At 68.8% G+C, this 22,399-nt stretch carries 24 protein-coding genes and 1 pseudogene; 22 read left to right on the top strand and 3 right to left on the bottom strand.

Annotated elements, in window-relative coordinates; translation table 11 throughout:
- The first annotated feature begins 136 nt into the window (after positions 1-136).
- The 17 genes from ABZW96_RS01550 (at position 137) to ABZW96_RS01630 (ending at position 15,780) form a co-directional block, all read left to right on the top strand.
- Positions 137-511, top strand: a complete 375-nt coding sequence (locus tag ABZW96_RS01550) for a hydrogenase maturation nickel metallochaperone HypA (protein ID WP_355071017.1) — start codon at positions 137-139, stop codon at positions 509-511.
- Positions 469-1,326 (top strand): hydrogenase nickel incorporation protein HypB, encoded by an 858-nt coding sequence (gene hypB, locus ABZW96_RS01555; protein ID WP_355070261.1) that lies wholly within the window; start codon positions 469-471, stop codon positions 1,324-1,326. The genes ABZW96_RS01550 and hypB overlap by 43 nt, the downstream gene beginning before the upstream one ends.
- A 92-nt stretch (positions 1,327-1,418) precedes the next feature.
- The gene (locus tag ABZW96_RS01560; protein ID WP_355070263.1) at positions 1,419-2,474 is read left to right on the top strand and encodes a hydrogenase expression protein HypE; all 1,056 of its coding nucleotides are present in this window, start codon (positions 1,419-1,421) and stop codon (positions 2,472-2,474) included.
- An 11-nt stretch (positions 2,475-2,485) separates the two neighbouring features.
- Entirely contained in the window at positions 2,486-4,282 is a 1,797-nt protein-coding gene (locus ABZW96_RS01565) for a nickel-dependent hydrogenase large subunit (RefSeq protein WP_355070264.1), read from the top strand.
- A gap of 33 nt (positions 4,283-4,315) precedes the next feature.
- The gene (locus ABZW96_RS01570; protein ID WP_355071019.1) at positions 4,316-5,230 is read left to right on the top strand and encodes a NifU family protein; all 915 of its coding nucleotides are present in this window, start codon (positions 4,316-4,318) and stop codon (positions 5,228-5,230) included.
- Positions 5,227-5,862 carry a DUF5947 family protein gene (locus ABZW96_RS01575; RefSeq protein ID WP_355070266.1) on the top strand — a complete coding sequence of 212 codons (636 nt, stop codon included), beginning with the start codon at positions 5,227-5,229 and terminating at the stop codon, positions 5,860-5,862. Before ABZW96_RS01570 ends, ABZW96_RS01575 begins: the two co-directional genes overlap by 4 nt.
- Positions 5,859-6,506, top strand: a complete 648-nt coding sequence (locus tag ABZW96_RS01580) for a DUF6084 family protein (RefSeq protein WP_355070268.1) — start codon at positions 5,859-5,861, stop codon at positions 6,504-6,506. Before ABZW96_RS01575 ends, ABZW96_RS01580 begins: the two co-directional genes overlap by 4 nt.
- Positions 6,503-7,831 (top strand): hypothetical protein, encoded by a 1,329-nt coding sequence (locus tag ABZW96_RS01585; RefSeq protein WP_355070270.1) that lies wholly within the window; start codon positions 6,503-6,505, stop codon positions 7,829-7,831. The genes ABZW96_RS01580 and ABZW96_RS01585 overlap by 4 nt, the downstream gene beginning before the upstream one ends.
- Positions 7,832-7,986: 155 nt before the next feature.
- Positions 7,987-8,304, top strand: a complete 318-nt coding sequence (locus ABZW96_RS01590) for a hypothetical protein (protein WP_355070272.1) — start codon at positions 7,987-7,989, stop codon at positions 8,302-8,304.
- A gap of 13 nt (positions 8,305-8,317) precedes the next feature.
- On the top strand, positions 8,318-8,818 hold the full coding sequence (locus ABZW96_RS01595) for a hydrogenase maturation protease (protein WP_355070274.1): 501 nt from the start codon (positions 8,318-8,320) through the stop codon (positions 8,816-8,818).
- Positions 8,819-8,821: 3 nt separating this feature from the next.
- Positions 8,822-9,064, top strand: a complete 243-nt coding sequence (locus tag ABZW96_RS01600) for a HypC/HybG/HupF family hydrogenase formation chaperone (RefSeq protein ID WP_355070275.1) — start codon at positions 8,822-8,824, stop codon at positions 9,062-9,064.
- Entirely contained in the window at positions 9,061-11,361 is a 2,301-nt protein-coding gene (gene hypF / locus ABZW96_RS01605) for a carbamoyltransferase HypF (protein ID WP_355070276.1), read from the top strand. The genes ABZW96_RS01600 and hypF overlap by 4 nt, the downstream gene beginning before the upstream one ends.
- 16 nt (positions 11,362-11,377) lie before the next feature.
- On the top strand, positions 11,378-11,704 hold the full coding sequence (locus ABZW96_RS01610) for a HypC/HybG/HupF family hydrogenase formation chaperone (RefSeq protein ID WP_355070277.1): 327 nt from the start codon (positions 11,378-11,380) through the stop codon (positions 11,702-11,704).
- Positions 11,701-12,813 (top strand): hydrogenase formation protein HypD, encoded by a 1,113-nt coding sequence (hypD, locus tag ABZW96_RS01615; protein ID WP_355070278.1) that lies wholly within the window; start codon positions 11,701-11,703, stop codon positions 12,811-12,813. The genes ABZW96_RS01610 and hypD overlap by 4 nt, the downstream gene beginning before the upstream one ends.
- A complete protein-coding gene (hypE, locus tag ABZW96_RS01620) occupies positions 12,806-13,879 on the top strand; it encodes a hydrogenase expression/formation protein HypE (RefSeq protein ID WP_355070280.1) in 1,074 nt (357 codons plus the stop codon). The genes hypD and hypE overlap by 8 nt, the downstream gene beginning before the upstream one ends.
- A gap of 87 nt (positions 13,880-13,966) precedes the next feature.
- Positions 13,967-15,034, top strand: a complete 1,068-nt coding sequence (locus ABZW96_RS01625) for a HoxN/HupN/NixA family nickel/cobalt transporter (RefSeq protein ID WP_355071020.1) — start codon at positions 13,967-13,969, stop codon at positions 15,032-15,034.
- Entirely contained in the window at positions 15,034-15,780 is a 747-nt protein-coding gene (locus ABZW96_RS01630) for a DUF6390 family protein (RefSeq protein WP_355070282.1), read from the top strand. The genes ABZW96_RS01625 and ABZW96_RS01630 overlap by 1 nt, the downstream gene beginning before the upstream one ends.
- Positions 15,781-16,150: 370 nt before the next feature.
- Here ABZW96_RS01630 and ABZW96_RS01635 read toward each other — a convergent pair whose 3' ends face one another.
- Positions 16,151-16,324: a hypothetical protein gene (locus ABZW96_RS01635; protein WP_355070284.1), complete on the bottom strand. Its 174-nt coding sequence runs from the start codon at positions 16,322-16,324 to the stop codon at positions 16,151-16,153.
- Positions 16,325-16,511: 187 nt separating this feature from the next.
- Here ABZW96_RS01635 and ABZW96_RS01640 point away from each other — a divergent pair, with 187 nt between their 5' ends.
- Both ABZW96_RS01640 and ABZW96_RS01645 read left to right on the top strand, forming a co-directional pair.
- Positions 16,512-17,021, top strand: a complete 510-nt coding sequence (locus ABZW96_RS01640; RefSeq protein ID WP_355070286.1) for a DUF2231 domain-containing protein — start codon at positions 16,512-16,514, stop codon at positions 17,019-17,021.
- A 28-nt stretch (positions 17,022-17,049) separates the two neighbouring features.
- Complete coding sequence (locus ABZW96_RS01645; protein ID WP_355070288.1) at positions 17,050-17,490, top strand: hypothetical protein; 441 nt, start codon at positions 17,050-17,052, stop codon at positions 17,488-17,490.
- 135 nt (positions 17,491-17,625) lie between these two features.
- On the opposite strand, the pseudogene ABZW96_RS01650 reads toward ABZW96_RS01645, so the two are convergent.
- Positions 17,626-18,708 (bottom strand): annotated as a pseudogene (locus tag ABZW96_RS01650) (glycosyltransferase family 39 protein); the annotation flags it as partial.
- Positions 18,709-18,878: 170 nt separating this feature from the next.
- The gene (gene lexA / locus ABZW96_RS01655) at positions 18,879-19,532 is read right to left on the bottom strand and encodes a transcriptional repressor LexA (protein ID WP_355071022.1); all 654 of its coding nucleotides are present in this window, start codon (positions 19,530-19,532) and stop codon (positions 18,879-18,881) included.
- 343 nt (positions 19,533-19,875) lie between these two features.
- Here lexA and ABZW96_RS01660 point away from each other — a divergent pair, with 343 nt between their 5' ends.
- The 3 genes from ABZW96_RS01660 (at position 19,876) to nrdR (ending at position 22,398) form a co-directional block, all read left to right on the top strand.
- Positions 19,876-20,343, top strand: a complete 468-nt coding sequence (locus tag ABZW96_RS01660; protein ID WP_355070289.1) for a hypothetical protein — start codon at positions 19,876-19,878, stop codon at positions 20,341-20,343.
- Positions 20,344-20,467: 124 nt separating this feature from the next.
- Complete coding sequence (locus ABZW96_RS01665) at positions 20,468-21,721, top strand: hypothetical protein (protein ID WP_355070291.1); 1,254 nt, start codon at positions 20,468-20,470, stop codon at positions 21,719-21,721.
- 206 nt (positions 21,722-21,927) lie between these two features.
- Positions 21,928-22,398: a transcriptional regulator NrdR gene (gene nrdR, locus ABZW96_RS01670; protein ID WP_355070293.1), complete on the top strand. Its 471-nt coding sequence runs from the start codon at positions 21,928-21,930 to the stop codon at positions 22,396-22,398.
- The last annotated feature ends 1 nt before the right edge of the window (position 22,399 follow it).

Raw genomic sequence — 22,399 nt, forward strand, 5'->3', positions numbered from 1 at the left:
CGCCGGTATCCGTGGTCCGTGGCCGACGTAACGCGTGACGCCCCGGAGACGCGTTCGCCGAGCATCGAAGATTTGCCCCGCGGGAGGTTTGCCCGGGAGTAGCCTCAAGTTGTCCACTCGAGGAATCGAGGTCCGGATGCACGAGATGGCCATCACGCGCGGCGTCATCGACGCCGTCTGTGAGCACGCGGCGGGCCGGCGGGTCCATTCCGTCACCGTCGAGGTCGGCGCGCTGTGCGCTGTGGTGCCCGATGCCATGCGGTTCTGTTTCGAAGTCGCGGCCGAGGCGACGGTCGCCGAGGGCGCGGACCTGGTCCTGGTGGAGATCCCGGGGGTGGCGGCATGCCGTACCTGTGGCGCCGAGTTCCGGCTGCCGGACCCGATCCTGCTGTGTCCCTGCGGCAGCGCCGATGTCGAGATCCGCTCCGGGCGCGAGCTGCGTATCCGATCCATGGAGGTGAGTGAGGCATGTGCGCAACCTGCGGGTGCGGCGACGACGCCGCCGCGCTGATTCGCGTCCCGCACGATCACCAGCACGCCGACGGGCACGATCACGCCCATGCGGACCATGAGCACACGCACGAGGACCACCATCCACACGAGCACGGCCCCGGCGCCGACCACGTCCACGTGCCCGCCACCGAGACGGTCACCTTGGAGCTGAAGGTCCTCGCCAAGAACGACGAACTGGCGCAGCGCAACCGGGACTGGCTGGCCGAGCGCGGCATCCTCGCGCTCAATATGACGAGTTCGCCGGGCGCGGGTAAGACCACGCTGCTGGAGCGCACCATCCGTGAGTCCGGCCAGGCCTCGATCGCGGTGATCGAAGGGGATCAGGCGACATTGCTCGATGCCGACCGGATCAAGGCGACGGGGTGCCGTGTGGTGCAGGTCAACACCGGCGCGGGATGTCACCTCGACGCGGAGATGATGTATCGCGCGCTGGAGACGCTCGAACCGGCGCCGGGCACGCTGCTGTTCGTCGAGAACGTCGGCAACCTGGTCTGCCCGGCGCTGTTCGATCTGGGGGAGCGGGAGAAGGTGGTCGTCATCTCGGTGACCGAGGGGACCGACAAACCGCTGAAGTATCCGCACATGTTCCAGGCGGCGGGGCTGGTCCTGGTGAACAAGACCGACCTGCTGCCGTATGTCGATTTCGATTTGGACCGATGCCGGGAATACATCCATTCGATACACCCCGGCGTCGAGGTCCTGCCGCTGTCCGTGAGCAGCGGAACAGGCCTGTCTACCTGGTACGACTGGCTGGCCGAGCAGCGTCGCGCGGCCAGTCCGGCGGCTCTTGAGGAAGCCGCCGGGCGCGCTTAAAGTGAAGTGATCAGGATCACATCTGCGGGTGACCCCTTCTTCGAGAAAGGCGAGATTCGGCCCCCGTGGTCCGCTGCGGAAGGTGGCGAGAAATGCCCACTCAGGAAGCAGTACGAGCCGAAGAGACGCTGATCCACGTTCTGTGGATCAACGCGGGACTCAGTTGTGACGGTGATTCGGTCGCCCTGACGGCGGCCACGCAGCCGAGCGTCGAAGAGATCGCACTCGGCGCGCTTCCCGGTCTGCCGAAGATCGCCGTGCATTGGCCGCTGATCGACTACGAGTGCGGCCCCAACGGCGGTGCGGACGACTTCCTGGAGTGGTTCTTCAAAGCCGACCGCGGGGAACTCGAACCGTTCGTGCTGGTGGTCGAGGGCTCGATTCCGAACGAGCAGATCAAAGAGGAGGGCTACTGGTGCGGGTTCGGCAACAATCCCGCCACCGGCCAGCCCATGACGACCAGTGAATGGCTCGACCGTCTCGCGCCGAAGGCCACGGCCATCGTGGCGGCGGGCACCTGCGCGACCTACGGTGGCATCCACGCCATGGCGGGCAACCCCACCGGCGCGATGGGCGTGCCGGACTATCTCGGCTGGGACTGGAAGAGCAAAGCGGGTATTCCGATCGTCTGTGTGCCGGGCTGCCCGATCCAGCCGGACAACTTGTCGGAGACGCTGACCTATCTGCTCTACATGGCGACCGGCCAGGCGCCCATGATTCCGCTCGACGACGCGTTGCGGCCCAAGTGGCTGTTCGGGGCGACGGTGCACGAGGGTTGCGACCGTGCGGGTTACTACGAGCAGGGTGAGTTCGCCACCGAGTACGGCTCGCCGAAATGCATTGTGAAGCTCGGCTGCTGGGGGCCCGTGGTCAAGTGCAACGTGCCCAAGCGTGGCTGGATGAACGGCTTGGGCGGCTGCCCGAACGTCGGCGGCATCTGCATCGGCTGCACCATGCCGGGATTCCCGGACAAGTTCATGCCGTTCATGGACGAACCACCGGGCGGAAAGCTCTCGTCCAGCGCATCGGGGCTCTACGGATCGGTGATCCGCAGCCTCCGTCACATCACCGGACGCACGGTCGACAAGGAGCCGCACTGGCGGCACCGCGGCCGGAAGCTGGAAACCGGCGCGACCCGCACCTGGTAGGAGGTTCTCTGATGACCCAGATCATTCCGGAGCCGTCGCACAAAACGATCGAGCCGGACCGCCTCGTCGAGATGGCGTGGGACCCGATCACTCGCATCGTCGGCAGCCTCGGCATCTACACCAAAATCGACTTCGAGAATCGGGAAGTGGTCGAGTGTCACAGCACCTCGTCCATCTTCCGCGGCTACTCGATCTTCATGAAGGGCAAGGACCCGCGCGACGCGCACTTCATCACCAGCCGCATCTGCGGCATCTGCGGCGACAACCACGCCACCTGTTCGTGCTACTGCCAGAACATGGCCTACGGCGTGCGCCCGCCGCACCTCGGCGAATGGATCGTCAACCTGGGCGAGGCCGCCGAGTACATGTTCGACCACAACATCTTCCAGGAGAACCTGGTCGGCGTCGACTACTGCGAGAAGATGGTCTCCGAGACCAATCCGGGCGTGCTGGCCAGGGCCGAGAACACCGAGGCGCCGCACGCGGGCGACCACGGGTATCGCACCATCGCCGACATCATGCGCGCGCTCAACCCGTTCACCGGTGAGTTCTACCGGGAGGCGTTGCAGGTCAGCCGGATCACGCGCGAGATGTTCTGCCTGATGGAAGGCAGGCACGTCCATCCGTCCACGCTGTATCCCGGTGGACCCGGCACGGTCGCGACGATCCAGTTGATGACCGACTACATGTCCCGGCTGATGCGCTACGTGGAGTTCATGAAGAAGGTCGTGCCGATGCACGACGATCTGTTCGACTTCTTCTACGAGGCGCTGCCGGGCTACGAGAAGGTCGGCCTGCGGCGCACGCTGTTGGGTTGCTGGGGCTCGTTCCAGGACCCGGAGTTCTGCAATTTCGAGTACAAGGACATGGCGGACTGGGGCCGCAAGATGTACGTGACCCCCGGCGTCGTGGTCGACGGCAAACTGCTGACCACCTCCCTGGTCGACATCAACTTGGGACTGCGGATCCTGCTGGGCAGTTCGTACTACGAGGACTGGACCGATCAGGAGATGTTCGTCAAGACCGATCCGCTGGGCAACCCGGTGGACCGCCGCCATCCCTGGAACCAGCACACCAACCCCCGGCCGCAGAAACGCGACCTGGACGAGAAGTACAGCTGGGTCATGTCGCCGCGGTGGTTCGACGGCACCGATCACCTCCCCCTGGACACCGGCGGCGGCCCGCTGGCCCGGCTGTGGTCGACGGCGCTGGCCAACCTCATCGACATCGGCTACGTGAAGGCCACCGGGCACAGCGTGCAGATCAATCTGCCCAAGACCGCGCTCAAGGGGCCGGTCACGCTGGAGTGGAAGGTGCCGGTGCACGGCAGCAACACCCTCGAGCGCAACCGCGCGCGCACCTATTTCCAGGCGTACGCGGCGGCCTGCGCGCTGCACTTCGCGGAGAAGGCGATGGCGGAGATCCGGGCCGGCCACACCAAGACCTGGGAGAAGTTCGAGGTGCCGGAAGAAAGCATCGGCTGCGGCTTCACCGAGGCGGTGCGCGGCGTGCTGTCGCATCACATGGTGATCCGGGACGGCAAGATCGCGAACTACCACCCGTACCCGCCGACGCCGTGGAACGCCAGCCCGCGCGACAGCTTCGGCACGCCGGGTCCCTACGAGGACGCGGTGCAGGGCCAGCCGATCTTCGAGGAGAACGACCGCGAGCATTTCAAGGGCATCGACGTCATGCGCACCGTGCGCAGCTTCGATCCGTGCCTGCCGTGTGGCGTGCACATGTATCTAGGCAAGGGCAAGACGCTGGAGAAGCTGCATTCACCGACGCAGACGCTCACTCCCGAGTGAGTCCGCGTCGGGCGAAACGACCCGGAGGTGACGGTGGAGGATCGCCCGGACGACCGGGACGACGCGACGCTCGACGACTCCCGGTGGCGCGAAGCCGGTGATCGCATCGAGACCTTGCTGGAAGCGAGTTCGGCGGGCGGTGCGCTCGCCCGCGAACGCGCGGAGCAACTCGTGCGCGAACTGGTCGAACTCTACGGCGCGGCGCTGACCCGCGTGGTCGAGCTGCTCGACGACGCGGCGGTCGAGCGGTTGACCCGCGACGATCTGGTCGCGAGCCTGCTGCTCGTGCACGGGTTGCATCCGCACGATGTGACCACCCGCGTAGGGAACGCGCTGGACAGCGTGCGTCCGTATCTCGGTTCCCACGGCGGCGACGTCCACCTGGTCGACATCGTCGACGGCGTGGTGCGCTTGGAACTGGCGGGTAGTTGCAAGAGCTGTCCGTCCTCGTCGGTGACGCTCGAACTGGCCGTCGAGGACGCGGTGCGGGCGGCCGCGCCGGAGATCGAGTCCATCGAAGTGGTCGCCGCGCAGACCGAGTCGGCGGGGGTGATCTCCGCCGACTCGCTGTTCTCGCGCGTGCGCGCGGACGGCGCGCGGTCCGGCAACTGGGTCGCGGTCCCCGAACTGGCCGATCTCGACGCGGGCGAGGTGGGCGGCTTCGACGTCGCCGGGCTGACGGTGCTCGCCTGCCGGGTGGGAACGGAGCTGTACGCCTATCGCGACCACTGCCCCGGATGCGACCGATCGCTCGCGGGTGCGGCGCTCGAGCGGCGCGTGGGGTTCCCGGCCGGTGACGCGGTGCTGCGGTGCCCGACCTGCCGGGCGCACTACGACGTGGTGCACGCGGGCGCCCGGGTCGACGGTGACGGTCACCTCGAACCGCTCCCCGTGCTCGTGCGCTCCGGCGAACTGTCGGTGGCGGTGCCGGTGGAGGTCCACGGGTGAGCACACCGTTTCGCGCGCTCCAGCGGATCGCCGCCGATCGCGGGCCCGCCCCCCGGCCCGGCGAGCGGTGCGAGATGTGCGCGGAGCCGATCGCCGACCGGCACCAGCACGTGGTGAACGTCGAAGGCAGGCAGCTGATGTGCGTATGCCGCGGCTGCTACTTGCTGTTCGTCGACCAGAACGCGGAGCTGCGGTATCGCGCGGTGCCGGACCGGTATCTCACGTTCCCGGATTTCACGATCAGCCGGGCCGAATGGGACGCACTGGACATCCCCGTGAATCTGGCGTTCTTCTTCCGCAATTCCGCACTGGACCGGACGGTGGCGTTCTATCCAGGGCCCGTCGGCGCTACGGAGTCGGAATTACCTCTGGAGCAATGGAATTCGATCATTCACCGGCATCCCGAGCTGGACGTGCTCGCCCCGGACGTGGAAGCGCTGCTCATCCGGGTGCCCGACCGCCGCACCGAGCGGGCGGCTTGCCTGCTGCTACCGATCGACGCCTGCTACGAGTTCGTCGGCCGGATGCGGCTGCTGTGGCACGGATTCGACGGCGGCCAGGACGTGCACCGATACCTGGAGGAGTTCTTCGCCGAGGCGTCGGCGCGCGCGAAAACCGGCGGTGCGGCATGAGCCCGGTGTACTCGACGACGTTCGCCGTGCTCGAGATCAAACCCGAGCCGTACGCCGTCGCGCCGATCCTCTCCGCGCGCGTCGGCATCGCCGCGCTCGCGGAGGAGCCCGTGCACGCCATCGCCCTGCGCGCGCAGGTGCGCATCGAGCCGTTCCGCCGCGGCTACTCCGACGAGGAGGCCGCAGGGCTGGTCGATCTGTTCGGCCCGCGCGAACGGTGGCACGAGACCCAGCGCTCGTTTCTCTGGATGCACTGCGCCACCATGGTTCCGAGTTTCACCGGAGGCGCCCAAGTGGACCTGCCGATGCCGTGCACCTACGACTTCGAGGTGACCGGATCGAAGTACCTGCACGCGTTGCGCGAGGGTGTGGTTCCGCTGCTGTTCCTGTTCAGCGGGACGGTCTTCATCCGAGGCACGACCGGATTCGCCATCCAGCAGATTCCATGGGACCGCGAGGACAAGTTCGAGATGCCCGTGTCGGTGTGGCAGGGCCTGATGGACGCGTACTTCCCGAATACCGGGTGGGTGCGGCTGCACAACGACACGCTCCGGGCGCTGGCCACCTACAAATCCAGCCACGGCCTGCACGGCTTCGACGACGCGGTGACCCACCTGCTGACCAGCACCGAGGAGACGCCGTGACGACCGCCGAAGCTCGTGCCCGCGCCCGCGCCGTGGCCGACGCGGTGCTCTACGAGGGCTACCTGCTGTACCCCTACCGGGCCGACGCGCGCAAGAACCAGTCGCGCTGGCAGTTCGGCGTGCTGGGGCCGCACGGGGCCGCCGCGGCGGGACTCGGCGAGGAGTCGACGCTGTCGGCGCAGTGCCTGATCGACCCGGGCGAGAATCCCGAACTCACCCTCACCGTGCGGTTCCTCCAGCTCCAGCGCCGCCAAGTGGTGGACGGGGACGGTACGCCTGTCGCCGAGGTGACCGACGGCGCGCGGTCGTGGCTGTCCTGGGACGAGGCGGTCGAGCAGGAGATCACCGTCGGCCCGGTCCCGCCCGCCCGCGCGATCCTGCCGCTGGACATCCCGGGCGGCTCCGACGCCGAGCAGATCGCCACCGCGGCCGTCTCCGCGCCGGGCACGTTCGTGCGGACCCGGCTGCCGCTGACGGGTGAGCTGGAACTCGCCGCCGACCGGGACGACGGCTTCCTACGGCTCACGGTCGTCCTGCGCAACGTGGGCGCACCCGCGACCGACAAGCGCGACGCCATCGCCCGCTCGCTGATCGGCGCGCACATCATCGCGGAGATCACCGGCGGACAGTTCGTCTCCCTGCTGGAACCGCCGCCCGACGCCACCGCCGTGGCCGCCCGCTGCGATCGGTACCGGTGTTTCCCGGTGCTCGCGGGGCCGCCCGGCGACTACAGCGTGCTGCTCATCTCGCCGATCATCCTCTACGACCACCCGGAGATCGCGGAGCAGAGCGAAGGAGCGCTGTTCGACTCCACCGAGATCGACGAGATCCTCACGCTGCGCATACTCACCATGACCGATGCGGAGAAGGCGAGCGCCCGAGCCACCGACCCGCGCGCGGCGGAGATCATCGACCGCTGCGAGGCCATGTCGCCCGACGCGATGCGGCAGTTGCACGGGGTGCTGCGCGACCCGCACGCCGAGGGGCCCGGGTTGATCCCGGAGATTCCCGAGGGCGTCGATTGGTGGGACCCGCTGGCCGACAGCGCCGTTCGCCCGGACTTGGACGCTGTGCCGGTCGCGGGGGCGCTGGTGCGCAAGGGCAGCCGCGTCCGGCTGCATCCGGCGCGCCGGGCCGACGCCCAGGATCTGTTCTTCGACGGGCAGTGCGCCCGGGTCGTCTCGGTTCACGAGGACGTGGACGGACAGGCGCACGTCGGGGTGGTGCTGGACGCCGATCCGGCGGCCGAGCTGCACGAATGGTACGGGCGCTACCTGTATTTCGCGCCCGACGAACTGGAGCCGCTCGACGGCACCGAGGAATGAAAGGAAGTCCGCTATGGAAACCGTGGGAGTGGTCTCGACGACCGTCGTCGCCGTGCTGGTGGCGGCGGGAGTGTATCTCGGCGTGCGGTCGCTCCCGGATCTGCGGCGATATCTGAAGATCCGGCACATGTAGCGGGGCACCGGAAAGGAGCATCATGGGTGAGCATCGCGAAGAGCCGCAATCGGCACGTGGCGCGCCGGGTTCGCGCGACGCGGGCACGGGCGTCGCGGCCGGAGGCCCGGCGGACCGGGAACCGGGCCACATCGGTCACGAGGAGATGACCTCCGCGCATCCGGAAGACGCCAAGAAGGGCACCGAGTTCACCTCGGAAGCCCCGACCGGCACCGAAGCGGCGGCACCTCCGTACGACGAGCGCAAGGACACCGCCAACGCCCCCGCGGAGACGGCGACCGGAAAGGTCGACGACGCGCGAGTGGGCGGCGCGACGACACCCACCGAGAAAGAGGGGTGACTCGACGGCCGCGGTGCTGATCGCCGGGATCGGCAACATCTTCCTCGGCGACGACGGATTCGGACCCGAGGTGGTGCGCAGACTGCCGCACCACCCCGACCCCGGTGTGCGCGCGGTGGACTACGGCATCCGCGGCATGCACCTCGCCTACGACCTGCTCGACCCCTGGGCGGCGCTGCTGCTGATCGACGCGCTGCCCGACCGCGGCGCGCCCGGCCGGGTCGAGGTGTTCGGCGCCGAGCCGGAGGACACCGGCGCCCAGCTCGACGCCCACGCGATGAGCCCGGACGCCGTCTTCGCCGGGGTACGCGCGCTGGGCGGCGTGTTGCCGCCCACGGTAGTGATCGGCTGCCAGGTCGCCTGCGTGGAGGAGGGCATCGGCCTGTCCGCGCCGGTCGCGGCGGCGGTGCCGGAGGCGGTCGCCGCCGTCGGCGAGGTGCTCGCCGCGTTCCTACCCGCCGGGACATCCGATGGCTCCCCGCTTCCGCGGGCCACAGCGCGACAGGAGGACTGACCGATGTGTCTGGGCATCCCGGGACAGGTGCTGGCGATCCCTGACGGCTACCACGATCAGATCGCCTTGGTCGACGTCTCCGGCGAGCAGCGGAAGGTGAACATCGGGCTGCTCGACGACGATCCGGCCCGGCCGGGTGACTGGGTGATCATCCACATGGGCTTCGCGGTGGAGAAGACCGACGCGGCGGGAGCCGAGGCGGCGCTGCAAGGGCTGCGTCTGCTGCAACGCGGGGACCAGTCATGAACACTGTGCGGCTGCGGCGGCGTCTGCTGGTGCGCGGTGTGGTCCAAGGCGTCGGATTCCGGCCGTTCGTCTACACCACCGCCGCCGAACTGGCTCTGTCCGGCAGCGTGAGCAACAACAGCAACGGCGTGATCGTCGAGATCGAGGGGGCGGCCAGAGATCTGGACGAGTTCGCCCGGCGGCTGCGCCTGCGACCGCCGCCGCTGGCGGTGATCGAGTCGGTCGAGCAGGCCGACATCCCGGCGCGCGGCGGCACCGGATTCCACATCGCGGGCACCACGCGCGAGGGCGGCGGTCGCACGCTCGCCTCACCCGATGTCGCGATCTGCGCCGATTGCGAACGCGAGTTGCGCGATCCGCGCGATCGCCGTTATCGCCATCCGTTCGTCAATTGCACCAACTGCGGTCCGCGTTTCACCATCATCGCGAGCCTGCCCTACGACCGCGAGCGCACATCGATGGCCGACTTCGCCATGTGCGAGCGGTGCGCACGGGAATACGCCGATCCCGCCGATCGGCGCTTCCACGCGCAGCCGATCGCCTGCCCCGACTGCGGCCCCACGCTCGCCTATACGGGACCGGGAGCCGGTACGCCGCTGGCGGCCGCGCGGCAACTGCTGCGCGCGGGCGGAATCCTGGCGGTCAAAGGCATCGGCGGATACCACCTCGCCTGTGACGCCACGAACGAGGCCGCCGTCGCGGAACTGCGGCGTCGCAAACGCCGTGGTGACAAACCTTTCGCCGTCATGGTCCCGGATCTGGCCACGGCACGAGCCATCGTCGCCGTCGACGACGCCGCCGAGACGCTGCTGACCAGCCCGGCTCGCCCCATCGTGTTGCTCGCTCGCAGATCCTCGCCCGAGGAGCCCCCTTCGAATGACGGCCCGGCGGTCTCGCCATCGGTGGCGCCCGGTAATCCAGACCTGGGCGTGATGCTCGCCTACACCCCGCTGCACCTGCTGCTGTTCGGTCTGCCCGGCGACCCGCCCGGCCCGCAGGTGCTCGTGATGACCTCGGGCAATCTCGGCGGCGAGCCGATCTGCTACCAGGACGACGACGCACGCACCCGCCTGGCCGGGCTCGCCGACGGCTGGCTGTCGCACAACCGGCGCATCCTGGTGCCCTGCGACGACTCGGTGGTGCGCTCGCTCGACGGCCGCGAACTGCCGGTCCGGCGCTCGCGCGGCTACGCGCCGCTGCCGCTGTTGCTGCCGGTGCCGCTGCCGCCGACGCTCGCCGTCGGCGCGGACCTCAAGAACACCTGCGCGATGGCCGACGGCCGCTACGCCTGGTTGAGCCAGCACATCGGCGACATGGACGACCTGGCGACGCTGCGCTCCTTCGACGCCGCGCAGCGCCACCTCGGAGAACTCACCGGCGTCCGTCCCGCGCAGCTGGTCGCCGACGCGCACCCCGGCTACCGCTCCACCGCCTGGGCGCGCAGGCACGCGGGCCAGCGAGCCGTCTACACCGTCCAGCACCATCACGCGCACATCGCCGCCGTCATGGGCGAGCACGGGCTCGGCGCGACCGAGCAGGTGGTCGGCATCGCCTTCGACGGCACCGGGTACGGACCGGACGCGGCGGTGTGGGGCGGTGAGGTGCTGCTGGCGGGCTACAAGGGCTACCGGCGTCTGGCGCACCTGAAGTACGTGCCGCTCGCGGGCGGCGATCTCGCCGTGCGCAGGCCCTACCGCATGGCGCTGGCTCATCTGCGCGCGGCCGGGATCGACTGGTCCGAGGACATCCCCGCGGTCGCGGCGTGTCCGCCCGCCGAGCGTTCGGTGCTGGCCCACCAGTTCCGGACCGGACTGGGCTGCGCGCCCACGTCCAGCATGGGCCGGTTGTTCGACGCGGTGTCCTCGCTGTGCGGCGTGCGGCACGTCGTCGACTACGAAGCCCAGGCGGCGATCGAATTGGAAGGACTCTCGCGCGCGGGGGCGGAAGGCGACGCCGCCTACCGATTCCCGCTCGCGGACGGCGATCCCGCCGGGATCGATGCCGCGCCGGTGATCGCGGACGTGGTCGCCGACGTTCGCGCGGGCGCGCCCCCGCGGGTGGTGGGCGCGCGCTTCCACGCCGCCGTCGCTCGGTTGGTGCTCGACCTCGCGGCGCGTTACGCCGCCCCGGGGACGGTCGTCGCCCTGTCCGGCGGCGTGTTCCAGAACGCCCTGCTGCTCGCGCGATCGTGTGCGCTGCTGCGCGACAACGGGTTCACCGTGATCACCCACCACAGACTGCCGCCCAACGACGGCGGCCTCGCGTTCGGGCAACTCCTCGCGTGCAGCGAGGGATGAGCGAAGGAGAGCAACGATGTGTCTTGCGGTACCAGGCAAAGTGCTCAGCCTGCACGAGCGGGACGGCACGCTGATGTCGGTCGTCGACTTCGGCGGCGTGCACAAGGACGTGTGCCTGCAATACATCCCGGACGCGGCGGTCGGCGATTACGTCGTGGTCCACGTCGGTTTCGCGATCCAGCGTCTGGACGAGGAGTCCGCGCTGCGGACCCTGGCCGAGTTCGAGCACCTCGGCGTACTGAACGAGGAATTCGGCGACGGTTTCGCCATCGCCGCGAAGCAGGCGGGCCTGGACAATCCCGCCGCCGAGCCGTCCCGCGAGGAACCGGAGGCGAAGTCATGAAATATCTCGACGAGTTCAGCAACCCCGAGCTGGCCCGGCACCTGCTCGATGGGATCCGCGCCGCGACCAGCCGCCGCTGGGCGATCATGGAAGTTTGTGGCGGACAGACACATTCGATCATCCGTCACGGCATAGACCAACTGCTGCCCGACCAGATCGAGATGATCCACGGCCCCGGCTGCCCGGTCTGCGTCACCCCGTTGGAGGTGATCGACAAGGCGCTGGAGATCGCCGCGCGACCGGGCGTGATCTTCTGTTCGTTCGGTGACATGCTGCGCGTGCCGGGCAGTTCCAAGGACCTGTTCCGGGTGAAGAGCGAGGGCGGTGACGTCCGTGTGGTGTACTCGCCGCTGGACGCGCTGAACCTGGCCAAGGAGAATCCCGACCGCGAGGTGGTGTTCTTCGGCATCGGATTCGAGACCACGGCTCCGGCCAACGCCATGACGGTCTACCAGGCGAAGCGGCTGGGGATCAGGAACTTCTCGCTGCTGGTGTCGCACGTGCTGGTCCCGCCCGCCATCGCCGCCATCATGGAGTCGCCGACCTGTCGGGTGCAGGGGTTCCTCGCCGCCGGGCACGTCTGCACCGTGATGGGCACCGACGAGTACCCGCCGCTGGCCGAGCAGTACCGAGTGCCGATGGTGGTCACCGGATTCGAACCGCTGGACATCCTGGAGGGTATCCGCCGCACCGTGCTGCAACTGGAGTCCGGCAGGCACGAACTGGAGAACGCCTACCCGCGCGCGGTGTCCGCTGCGGGCAATCCCGCGGCGAAAGCCATGCTGCAGGACGTCTTCGAGGTCACCGACCGGGGCTGGCGCGGCATCGGCGTCATCCCGCGCAGCGGCTGGCGGCTGTCGGAGCGCTATCGCGAGTTCGACGCCGAGCACCGCTTCGCCGTGGGCGACCTGCACACCGAAGAATCGACCATCTGCCGCTCCGGCGAGGTGCTGCAGGGGCTGATCAAGCCGAACGAGTGCGCCGCTTTCGGCAAGCAGTGCACGCCGCGGAATCCTCTGGGCGCCACCATGGTGTCCTCCGAAGGCGCGTGCGCCGCCTACTACCTGTACCGGCGCTTGGATCTGCCCGCGGAGGTGGCCCATGCGTGAAAAAGGCGCCGCGCCCGTGACGATCGATGAGGGCTGGGTCTGCCCGATGCCGCTGCGGGATTCGCCGAACATCGTCATGGGCCACGGCGGCGGCGGCGCGATGTCCGGCGAGCTGATCGAGCATCTGTTCCTGCCCGCGTTCGGCTCCGCCGCGAACGCGGACCTGACCGATTCCGCGGTCGTCACGCTCGACGGCGCGCGGCTGGCCTTCTCCACCGATTCGTTCGTGGTGAAGCCGCTCGTCTTCCCGGGCGGCACCATCGGTGAGCTCGCGGTCAACGGCACGGTGAACGATCTGGCCATGTCCGGTGCGCGTCCGATGGTGCTGTCCACCGCGTTCATCCTGGAGGAGGGCACCGCGCTGGCCGACATCGCACGCATCGCGCAGGCGGTCGGGACCGCCGCGCTGGCAGCCGAAGTCCAGCTGGTCACCGGGGACACCAAGGTGGTCGACGCCGGGCACGGTGACGGGATCTACATCAACACCGCGGGCATCGGCGTGGTGCCCGCCGAGGTGGACATCCGGCCGCAACGCGCGACCCCGGGCGACGTCGTGCTGGTCAGCGGCGAGATCGGGGTGCACGGTGTCGCGGTGCTCAGTTGCCGCGAAGGTCTGGAGTTCGGTACCACCGTGCTCAGCGACACCGCGCCGCTGCACGGTCTGGTCGCGGCGATGCTGGCCACCGGCGCCGACGTGCACGTGCTGCGCGACCCCACCCGCGGCGGCGTCGCGGCCTCGCTCAACGAGATCGCCCGTGCCGCGAAAGTCGGCGTGGCCCTGGACGAGCGGCAGCTTCCCGTGCCGGACGGCGTGCGCGACGCGTGCGGGCTGCTCGGCCTGGACCCGATGTACGTGGCCAACGAGGGCAAGCTGCTGGCGTTCGTCGCGCCCGAGGACGCCGAACGCGTGCTGGCGGCGATGCGGGAGCACCCACTGGGCGCGCAGGCCGCCGTGATCGGCCGATGCGTCGCCGAGCATCCCGGCATGGTGGTCGCCCGCACGGCACTCGGGGGTACGCGGGTGGTGGATCTGCCCGCGGGCGAGCAGCTGCCGCGGATCTGCTGACAGGGGACCGGTATCGGCCCTGAGCCAGAAGGCGAGGTGTGGATCATCGTTCGGATCGCCGAGACGCCTGCGGCGTCGCGTGCCCCGCTGGACGGACGGCAGCGGCGCGGCGTCGCGGGGATGGCGTCGGTCGTGGTCGTCCTGCACGTTCTCGGGTGGTCGGCGCTGCTGCTGCTCGTTGTCCCCGGTGGATACGTGGTGGACGGTGCGGTGTTCGGCGTCGGCCTCGGCGTGACCGCCTACACGCTCGGCATGCGGCACGCGTTCGACGCCGATCACATCGCCGCGATCGACAACACCACCCGCAAACTGGTCGCGGACGGGCGCAAGCCGCTGTCGGTCGGATTCTGGTTCTCCCTCGGGCACTCCACCATCGTGTTCGTCCTCGTCGCGCTGCTGGCATTCGGCGTCAAGGCGCTGGCGGGCAACCTGCGCGACGAGAACTCCGGGTTGCAACGCTGGACCGGCCTCTTCGGCACCGGCATCTCCGGCACTTTCCTGCTCGCCATCGGGGCGTTGAACCTGGTCTCGCTGATCGGCATCTGGCGGGTGTTCCGTTCGATGCGCCGTGGGAGCTACGACGAGGCCGCCTTGCGGCAGCGGCTGCACGACCGCGGCGCGTTGCAGCGGGTGACCGGGCCGCTGACCCGGGCGGTGCGCGCGCCGTGGCAGATGTACCTCGTCGGGCTGCTGTTCGGCCTCGGCTTCGACACCGTCACCGAGGTGAGCTTGTTGGTGATCGCGGGCGGCGCGGCGGCGACCGACCTGCCGTGGTACGCGATCCTCGTGCTGCCCGTGCTCTTCTCGGCGGGCATGACGCTGTTCGACGCGCTGGACGGCGCGTTCATGAACTACGCATACGGATGGGCGTTCGCCGGACCGCTGCGCACCGTCTACTACAACATCGTCGTCACCGGTCTGTCGGTGGCCGTGGCGCTGCTGATCGGCGCGCAGGAGATGATCTCCTTGCTGGCCGACGAATTCGGCATCGCCGACGGACCGCTGGCGTGGGTCGGCGGGCTGGATCTGGGCGCCATGGGCTTCGTGATCGCCGGACTGTTCCTGCTCACCTGGGCGGTCGCCGTCGGAGTGTGGCGATTCGGCCGGATCGAGCAGCGGTGGTCCCCGGGCCGGGCGGGCGGAGGGCCGTGCTGATGGCGGGCAGCGGAGCGGAGATGTTCGCCCGGTACGCCTACGCGCCCAATCGGCTGGGCTACTGCGGGCCGCCCGACGCGGCCGCCCTGCGCGACGGCTCGGACGAGCAGGTGCGGGCGGTGGCGCGCCGGTTCACCGGAGCGTGGCCGTACCTGCGCGTGATGGCGCGCATGACCGGTATAGCGGACCCGCTGGACCGCAGGCTCGTCGAGGCGTACTGGCTGGGCGGCGGCGTCGGCGCGGAACTGGATGCCCGCGAGTTCACCGCCGAACTGCTGGATCTGCTCGGCCCGGTCGCGGGCGGGTACTGGACGTACCTGACGCCACGGCTGGCCGAGGAGGCGGCCGCCAACCACTGCTTCCACGTCTTCGGTGTGTACCCCTGGTCGCGGCTGCTCGGACACGGCAACGAACAGCCCCTGCACGTGCTCGACAACTGCCGGATCGGCTGGGGAACGGTGCTCGACCGCGCCGGCGGCGAGGTCGTGTTGGGCTGCCGTGCGCTGAGCTGGGACGGCGAACGTCTCGCGTTGTCGGCGGAGACGGCGCGGTCGGTGCCGATCCGGGTGGACGGGTACGCGGCGCTGCCGGATGTCGCGGTAGGGGAGCGGGTCGCGGTGCACTGGGGGCGGCTGTGCGGGCGCTTGGACGACGCCCAGGTGAGTGCTCTGGAGGTGGGCACGGTGCGTCAATTGGAGCTCACCAACCGACGACTCGCCGCACAAGGGAATTCCGCGATCAGCTGACGAGCACGTGAGTTGCCGGTCGTCCACACCCGACACCGAGGCGGGCTGCTTGCTTACAGCGCCGATATGTCGCGGCGGTTGCCGATGAGAAAGTTTCGATTCCCCGTCAATCGTGGCGAACTCGACGGTTCGCGAATTCGGCAGACCCGCGAGGCGTGTTTGGCTCACCTAGGTGCGCGTATCCTGTATATAGCTGTCGAGCCCGACCTCGGGGAGCGACACGTGTATTTCACCGATAGTCGTCCGGCGAAACTCCGAACCGTTCCCGGATGATTCATCCGGTGTGTCGGCGCGTCCTCCCGCCATCGTGCCCGACGGGCTGATCCGCATTTCGGATCTCACCCGAAGGGAGGTGAACTACAGTGTTGGATCAGATGATGGGGATGATTCGCGACATGTGGAACAACATGTTCCCGGGCATGCCGATGCCGATGCTTCCGATGATGTAGTAGCCGTCCCACAAGCCGGAAAACCGCAGTTGTGCAAGCGTCCGACAATTCTGCGTCGAGGCGATGGGTGCGGCTTTTCCGAACGAGGTGTGCAATTTCCGTACGGTGGTACATCCACTTTGTGGCCTACCGTATCCGATGCGATATTCCCGTATACAGGAGAGTGGAATCCGTCGGCCATCTGCGCGGGCGGAGTCAAATGACTCGGCGGACCGTAGCCGAGCGTCGGCCCCGTGGCCGGTCGGCGCATGCGAAGGCGATCGACCTCGATGGAGGTGCGCCATGACCGAGGATCCGCAGCAGGCGAAGCGGCCGGTGAGCGCCGCGCTGGCCGGCCCGTACGGGCACCCATTCCATCCGATCCTGGTCACCGTCCCGATCGGCGCATGGGTCGCCAGTCTGGTGTTCGACCTCGCGTCCCGAGTGGTGGACGATCCGGAGTTCCTGGTCAAGGGGTCGTCGTGGCTGATCGCGATCGGCGTGCTCGGCGCCTTGGCCGCCGCGTCGATCGGGTTCCTCGACCTGCTCGCCATCCCGACGGGTACGCCCGCCTTCCGCACCGGCCTGCTGCACATGACCCTCAATCTGCTGGTCACCGTCGCCTACGCGGTCGGTTTCGTCTGGCGGCGGGGCGCCGACACCACACGCGCGGTTCCGGCAGGGCCGCTGGCGCTATCGGTGGCGGCCCTGGTGGCATTGGCGATGTCGGGGTATCTCGGGGGCAAGCTCGCCTACCGGTACGGCGTACGTGTCGCCGACGAGGCAACCCAGGCGAGCGGCTTCAAGCGCTGAATCCCTTCCCAACGTCAGGAGGCACACCATGGGCATCGCCGCATTGATCTTCTGGCTGCTCACCGCGGGCGGCGGTTTCTTCCTGCTCGGCACCTGGATCGCCAAGGGCGGCACGCGTCAGCCGAATTCGACCCAGCTGCCCGCGCCGGTATTGTTCGGGCACTTCCTGCTCGCCGTGGCCGGACTGATCGTGTGGATCGTGTACCTCGTCGTCGACAACACGGCGTGGGCCTGGATCGCCTTCGTGCTGCTGATTCCGGTCGCCCTACTCGGATTCACGATGTTGGTGCGCTGGATTCCCACCTATCGAGAGCGTTCGGCCGCGGGAACGGTCGAACGCCGCTCCGCCGCGGGAACGGCCGAACCGCCCGAAAAGCACTTTCCCGTTGCCGTCGTCGCGGCGCACGGCGTTTTCGCCGTGACGACCGTCGTGCTGGTGTTCCTGACCGCGCTCGGCGTCGGCAGCTGACCTCTCGTCCCAGACGAGAGCCACCGGTGGGTGGCCGCGACGGCGGGAGTCCCCAGTCATTTCGCGCAGGCCGCGGGCGGCGAGGGTTGTGTACTGTCGCAGGCCGGGGCGGTGAGGTCGTAGACCGCGACGTTCGCCGTCGACGACCAGCCACAGCCCGAACGCCAGCGCGGCCGCACGAACCGGGTCCGTTCGTGGCATACCCCGACGGGAGACGAGCACCAGTGCGAACGCGAGCAGGGCGGCCGGAAGCAGCCAGGAGATCTCGAAACCGATCTCACCGGTGAACAGGCGAGCCGGGCCTGGTCCGCTGAAACCGCCGAACCCGCCGCCGGTGTGCCCGGCGGAGGTAGGCATCTCGTACCCCGGAGGCAGCGCGAATCTGTTGCCGCCGTGGTGGTTCTGTCCCAGGAAGCGAGCGAACCCGTTGTAGCCCAGCACCAGATCCATGAACGTGTTGTCCGTCGAGCCTGCCAGGTACGGCCGCGCCGTGGCGGGCCACAGCACCGTCAGCAGCACATACCAGCCGGACGAGACGACCAGTGCCGCCGCGGCGGCCGACAAGTGCAGCAACCGGTTCCGCACCGAGGTCGGCGCGACGATCAGATAGGTGAGCGCCAAGGCGGGCAACACCATGAGACCTTCGAGCATCTTCGCCAGGAACGCGAACCCGAGCGCGACGCCCGCCAGCATCAGCCAGCGCGCGCTCGCCTGCCGCGCCGACCGAAGCGTGCAGTACGCGCCCGTGGTCATCAGCAGCACCATCACGGCATCCGGATTGTTGAACCGGAACATCAACGCCACCACCGGCGTTGCCGCCAGCGCGGCTCCGGCGAGCAGACCGGCGGCCCGGCTGGTCGTCGCCCCGGCGACCATCGCGTACATCAATGCCACCGCGGCGACAGCCATCAGCGCCTGTGGCACCAGCATGCTCGCGCTGCCGAATCCGAACAGCTGCCCCGAAACACCCATCACCCATTGCGACACCGGCGGCTTGTCCACCGTGATGAAGTTGCCCGGGTCGAGAGAACCGAACAGCACCGCTTTCCAGTCCCGCGCACCCGACCAGGCCGCCGCGGCGTAGAAGCCGTTGCCCATGCCGTTGACCGTGATGTGCCACAAGTACGCGGCCGCGGTCCCGAGCAGCAATGCCGCCAGCCCTGCGCGCTCCCATAGCCGCGCGGGCGGTAATCCGCCCGGCTCGGGACGGGTGGCAATCGGATTCGCATCGGGCAGGGCGGCCTCGGCGGGGATCGCTGTCACCGCAGGAGTCTCGCAAGCGTCCTGGTGAATCTCCTGCGCGCATCCTGGCAATCAGCTGTGAGTACCGGACGTCCACCGGCCGACGAGCATTCGGCCCGCCGACGGTGGATCGTTGCGCCGGGCCGTCAGATCTTGCGGATGACCGTGACGACCTTGCCCAGAATTTGGGCGTCGTTGCCGGGGATCGGCTCGAAGACCGGGTTGTGCGGCATCAGCCAGACGTCCTTGCCGGTGCGCTTGAAGGTCTTCACCGTGGCCTCACCGTCGATCATCGCGGCGACGATGTCGCCGTTCTCGGCGACGTTCTGCTGCCGCACGACCACCCAGTCGCCGTCGCAGATCGCCGCGTCGATCATGGATTGACCGACGACCTTCAGCAGGAACAGCGAACCGTCGCCGACCAGCTCGCGCGGCAGCGGGAAGACGTCCTCCACGGCCTGCTCGGCCAGGATCGGGCCACCGGCGGCGATGCGGCCGAGCACCGGAACGAAGGTGGGGACGGGACGGTCGACGTCGACGGTGATCTCACCGTCGTCGACCGCGGCGACCGGCAAGCTGGTCACCGACCGGACCACTTCGTCCAGGCCCCTGACGTCCACGGCACGCGGGCGATTCGGGTCCCGGCGCAGGTAGCCCTTGCGTTCCAGGGCGCGCAGCTGATGGGCGACCGACGAGGTGGACGTGAGGCCGACGGCGTCACCGATCTCCCGGATGCTCGGCGGGTAGCCGCGCTCGCTCACCGAGGTGCGGATCACCTCGAGCACTTTGCGCTGACGCACGGTGAGATCCGCCCCGCTACCCGCCGCGTCGGCGCCGCTCTCGGTCTCGTCACCCGTGTCGTCCGTCTGCCTCACCGCAACCGCCCTTTCCTGCTGTGCCAGACCGGTCCGCGCCCGGCATGTGTCTTCTCGGCCTGTCGTGTCTTCGGTCCTTCGAATCTAGTCCGGTAGCGCCGCTGGATCAAACATCTGTTCGACGCATGTCGGGTGTTCTTGCTGACTTTGTCGTCGCGGCGTGGTAGAAATCGAACACCAGTTCCTCGAACATGTGAGCGAATGAGCGCGGAACGTGTGTTCGAACGGCTCGACCGGCAACGGAGCACCCACTACGGAGGTTTGTCCGATGAGCACTGCGATCAGCCATGTCACCCCTTCAATCGCTGCGGCGGAGGCCGAAGCCGAGCGCCGCGTCGCCGATCCGGCCCCGGCGCAGGATGATCTCGGGTACGAGAGTGCTCGGCGGCTGCTGTGCGGCGGCGCGCGCCCGCGCACGCTGACGCCCGCGCATCGATCCGCGGTCGATCGGCGTCCACCCGGCGCGCGTCCCGGTGCGGGCATGCTCGTTTATGGCCGGGGCGTAAGCACTTTCGCGCGGCGTCGTCCTCGTGGCGAACATCCCATGCGCCGGGTCGAGCAGGCGCAGATCGGGTTCGCCGCCCTCGCCGTCGCCGCCCTGCTCACCGCTTCGACGGTGGTGGGCTTGATCGCTTTGTCGCATGTCCGCGCGGGTGAGTGGGGCGGTGGGTCCGGCCGGTCGGTGCCGGCCGTGGTGGATGGCCCGAGCGTGCCGATGGGCGGCAATTCGCGCTGAGCACAAGGGAAATCGGCCACCCTGGGCGGCCGGAATTGTTGATCGAAAACTAGAACGTGTTGCTACCGTGCTGAAAACGTGATCCGGGCGACGCCGCCCGAACGATGTCGGGACTTCTCAGCACATGACACTCCTTACCGCAGGGCGCTCGGTTCGCGTCTTCACCCGCGTTGCCGCCTTGTCCCTTTGTCTGGTCTTCGGGCTCGGCGCGGCAGCCATCGCCAGGGCGGAGCCCGCCTACGCGGCGTATCTCGATCTCCCGTCCGTCAATGGCGACGGTGCGGGGCCGGGTGGACTCGATCCGCTTCTCCCGCTGAGCGAATTCGACCTAGCGGAGGCGTTGCGGCAGGCACGGGCCGACGGAGTGCCGCCGCGCAGATACGCGACGCTGCTGCACCAGTACTGGCTGGTGGTCGCCACCCGCAACGCCGACATCGACCTGGCGGCCTGGGATCCCGGTCGGGGCCCGCGCGCGAACGAACGCACGTTCAATCAGGTGTACGTCAACTACCTGCGGCTGGCCACCCAGCACCCGGAGTTCTACTGGGCGGGACTCGCCGGAATCGCGGGCGGATCGTTCGCCTCCGGATTCTTCGACATGAGCGACGCGGGTTTCGTCCTGGACCTGCCCGGCATCCATCGGATCGGCGACACGGTCGCCGATCTCCTGCGCGCCACTCCACCGGAACTGGCGGCTGCGCTGCCGGAGGACATCCGGCTGCTCGCTACCGAGGGTTCTCGGCTGACCGCGGCGGACGTCGCCTGGTACCAGACCCGCCTGATGATCATGCAGAAGCACATTTTCACGGATCTGGTGCCGATGCACGAGGCCTACGTCGCGCTCGGCATGCGCGGAATCGATGAGATGCACGCGGCCGGTGTGCTCGACGACGACATCCACGCCGCTTGGCGGTCGATCGCCTCGGGCGCCCGGGACGGCTACATCGACGCGCTGGTCCGGATGACCGATCGGGAGCAGAACCACGTCGTGGCCGACCAGTGGGACGAGACATCGGCGGGTCGCGCGCCGATCGGCCGCGTGCTCACCTATGTCAGCACCATCGCGGGTAAACCCGCTGTCCCGGGCGTTCGCGCGCCAGGCGTGTTCGCCCCGACGGTAGTGAGCGCCGAAGTCGGAGGCCGCGGCCTCGCGCTGCGCGTCCCGTTGCCCGGCTTCAACTGGGCCGACCGCGACACCCGATGGAACTACATCACCGGTGACCTGGTGCCCCGCCACATCGATATGGAGACCGATCCCGTGTCGGCCGGCGCCGTCCTCGGCGAGGCGTTCTGGAACAAGCTGGCGCGCGGTCGCCTGGCCGCCCGCTTACCGGAGCTGCTCGCGGACCTGACCGCGCACTGGCAGATCTCCGGATGACCGAGCAGCGTCCGACAGCCGGGGTGAGTGCGACAAATCGGAAACTCGGACGGGTATCCTCGAAGTGTTATGCAGGTATTCCGCGTGTCGCACGAGGAATACCTGGTGCCGGGGTATAGACCTCTGTACACGGGCTCGCCGGACCGATCGCCGCGATCGGTGCCCGGTCCGGACGCGAGCACGCGCATCGACGAAGGATTTCTCGGATGCATTGCCCGTACTGCCGACACCCCGACTCTCGGGTGGTGGATTCGCGCGAGGCCGACGAAGGCGCGGCCATCCGTCGCCGTCGCGCCTGCCCGCAATGTGGGCGCCGGTTCACCACGGTGGAGACGGCCATTCTGTCGGTGGTCAAGCGTAGCGGCGTCACCGAGCCGTTCAGCCGTGAGAAGGTCATCCGGGGTGTGCGCCGGGCCTGCCAAGGCCGTGAGGTCGACGACGACGCGCTGAACCTGCTCGCCCAGCAGGTGGAAGACGCGGTGCGGGCGAAGGGTTCTCCCGAGGTGCCGAGTCACGAGGTGGGCTTGGCCATTCTCGGCCCGCTGCGGGATCTGGACGAGGTGGCCTACCTGCGCTTCGCGTCGGTCTACCGATCGTTCACCTCGGCCGACGACTTCGAACGCGAGATCAGGGAGATGCGCCGGGCGCGTGCGGAAGCGTTGTCGGCCGCCGACTGAC

The organism is Nocardia sp. NPDC004168 (assembly GCF_040610355.1).
In the GTDB taxonomy this organism is placed as follows: domain Bacteria; phylum Actinomycetota; class Actinomycetes; order Mycobacteriales; family Mycobacteriaceae; genus Nocardia; species Nocardia sichangensis.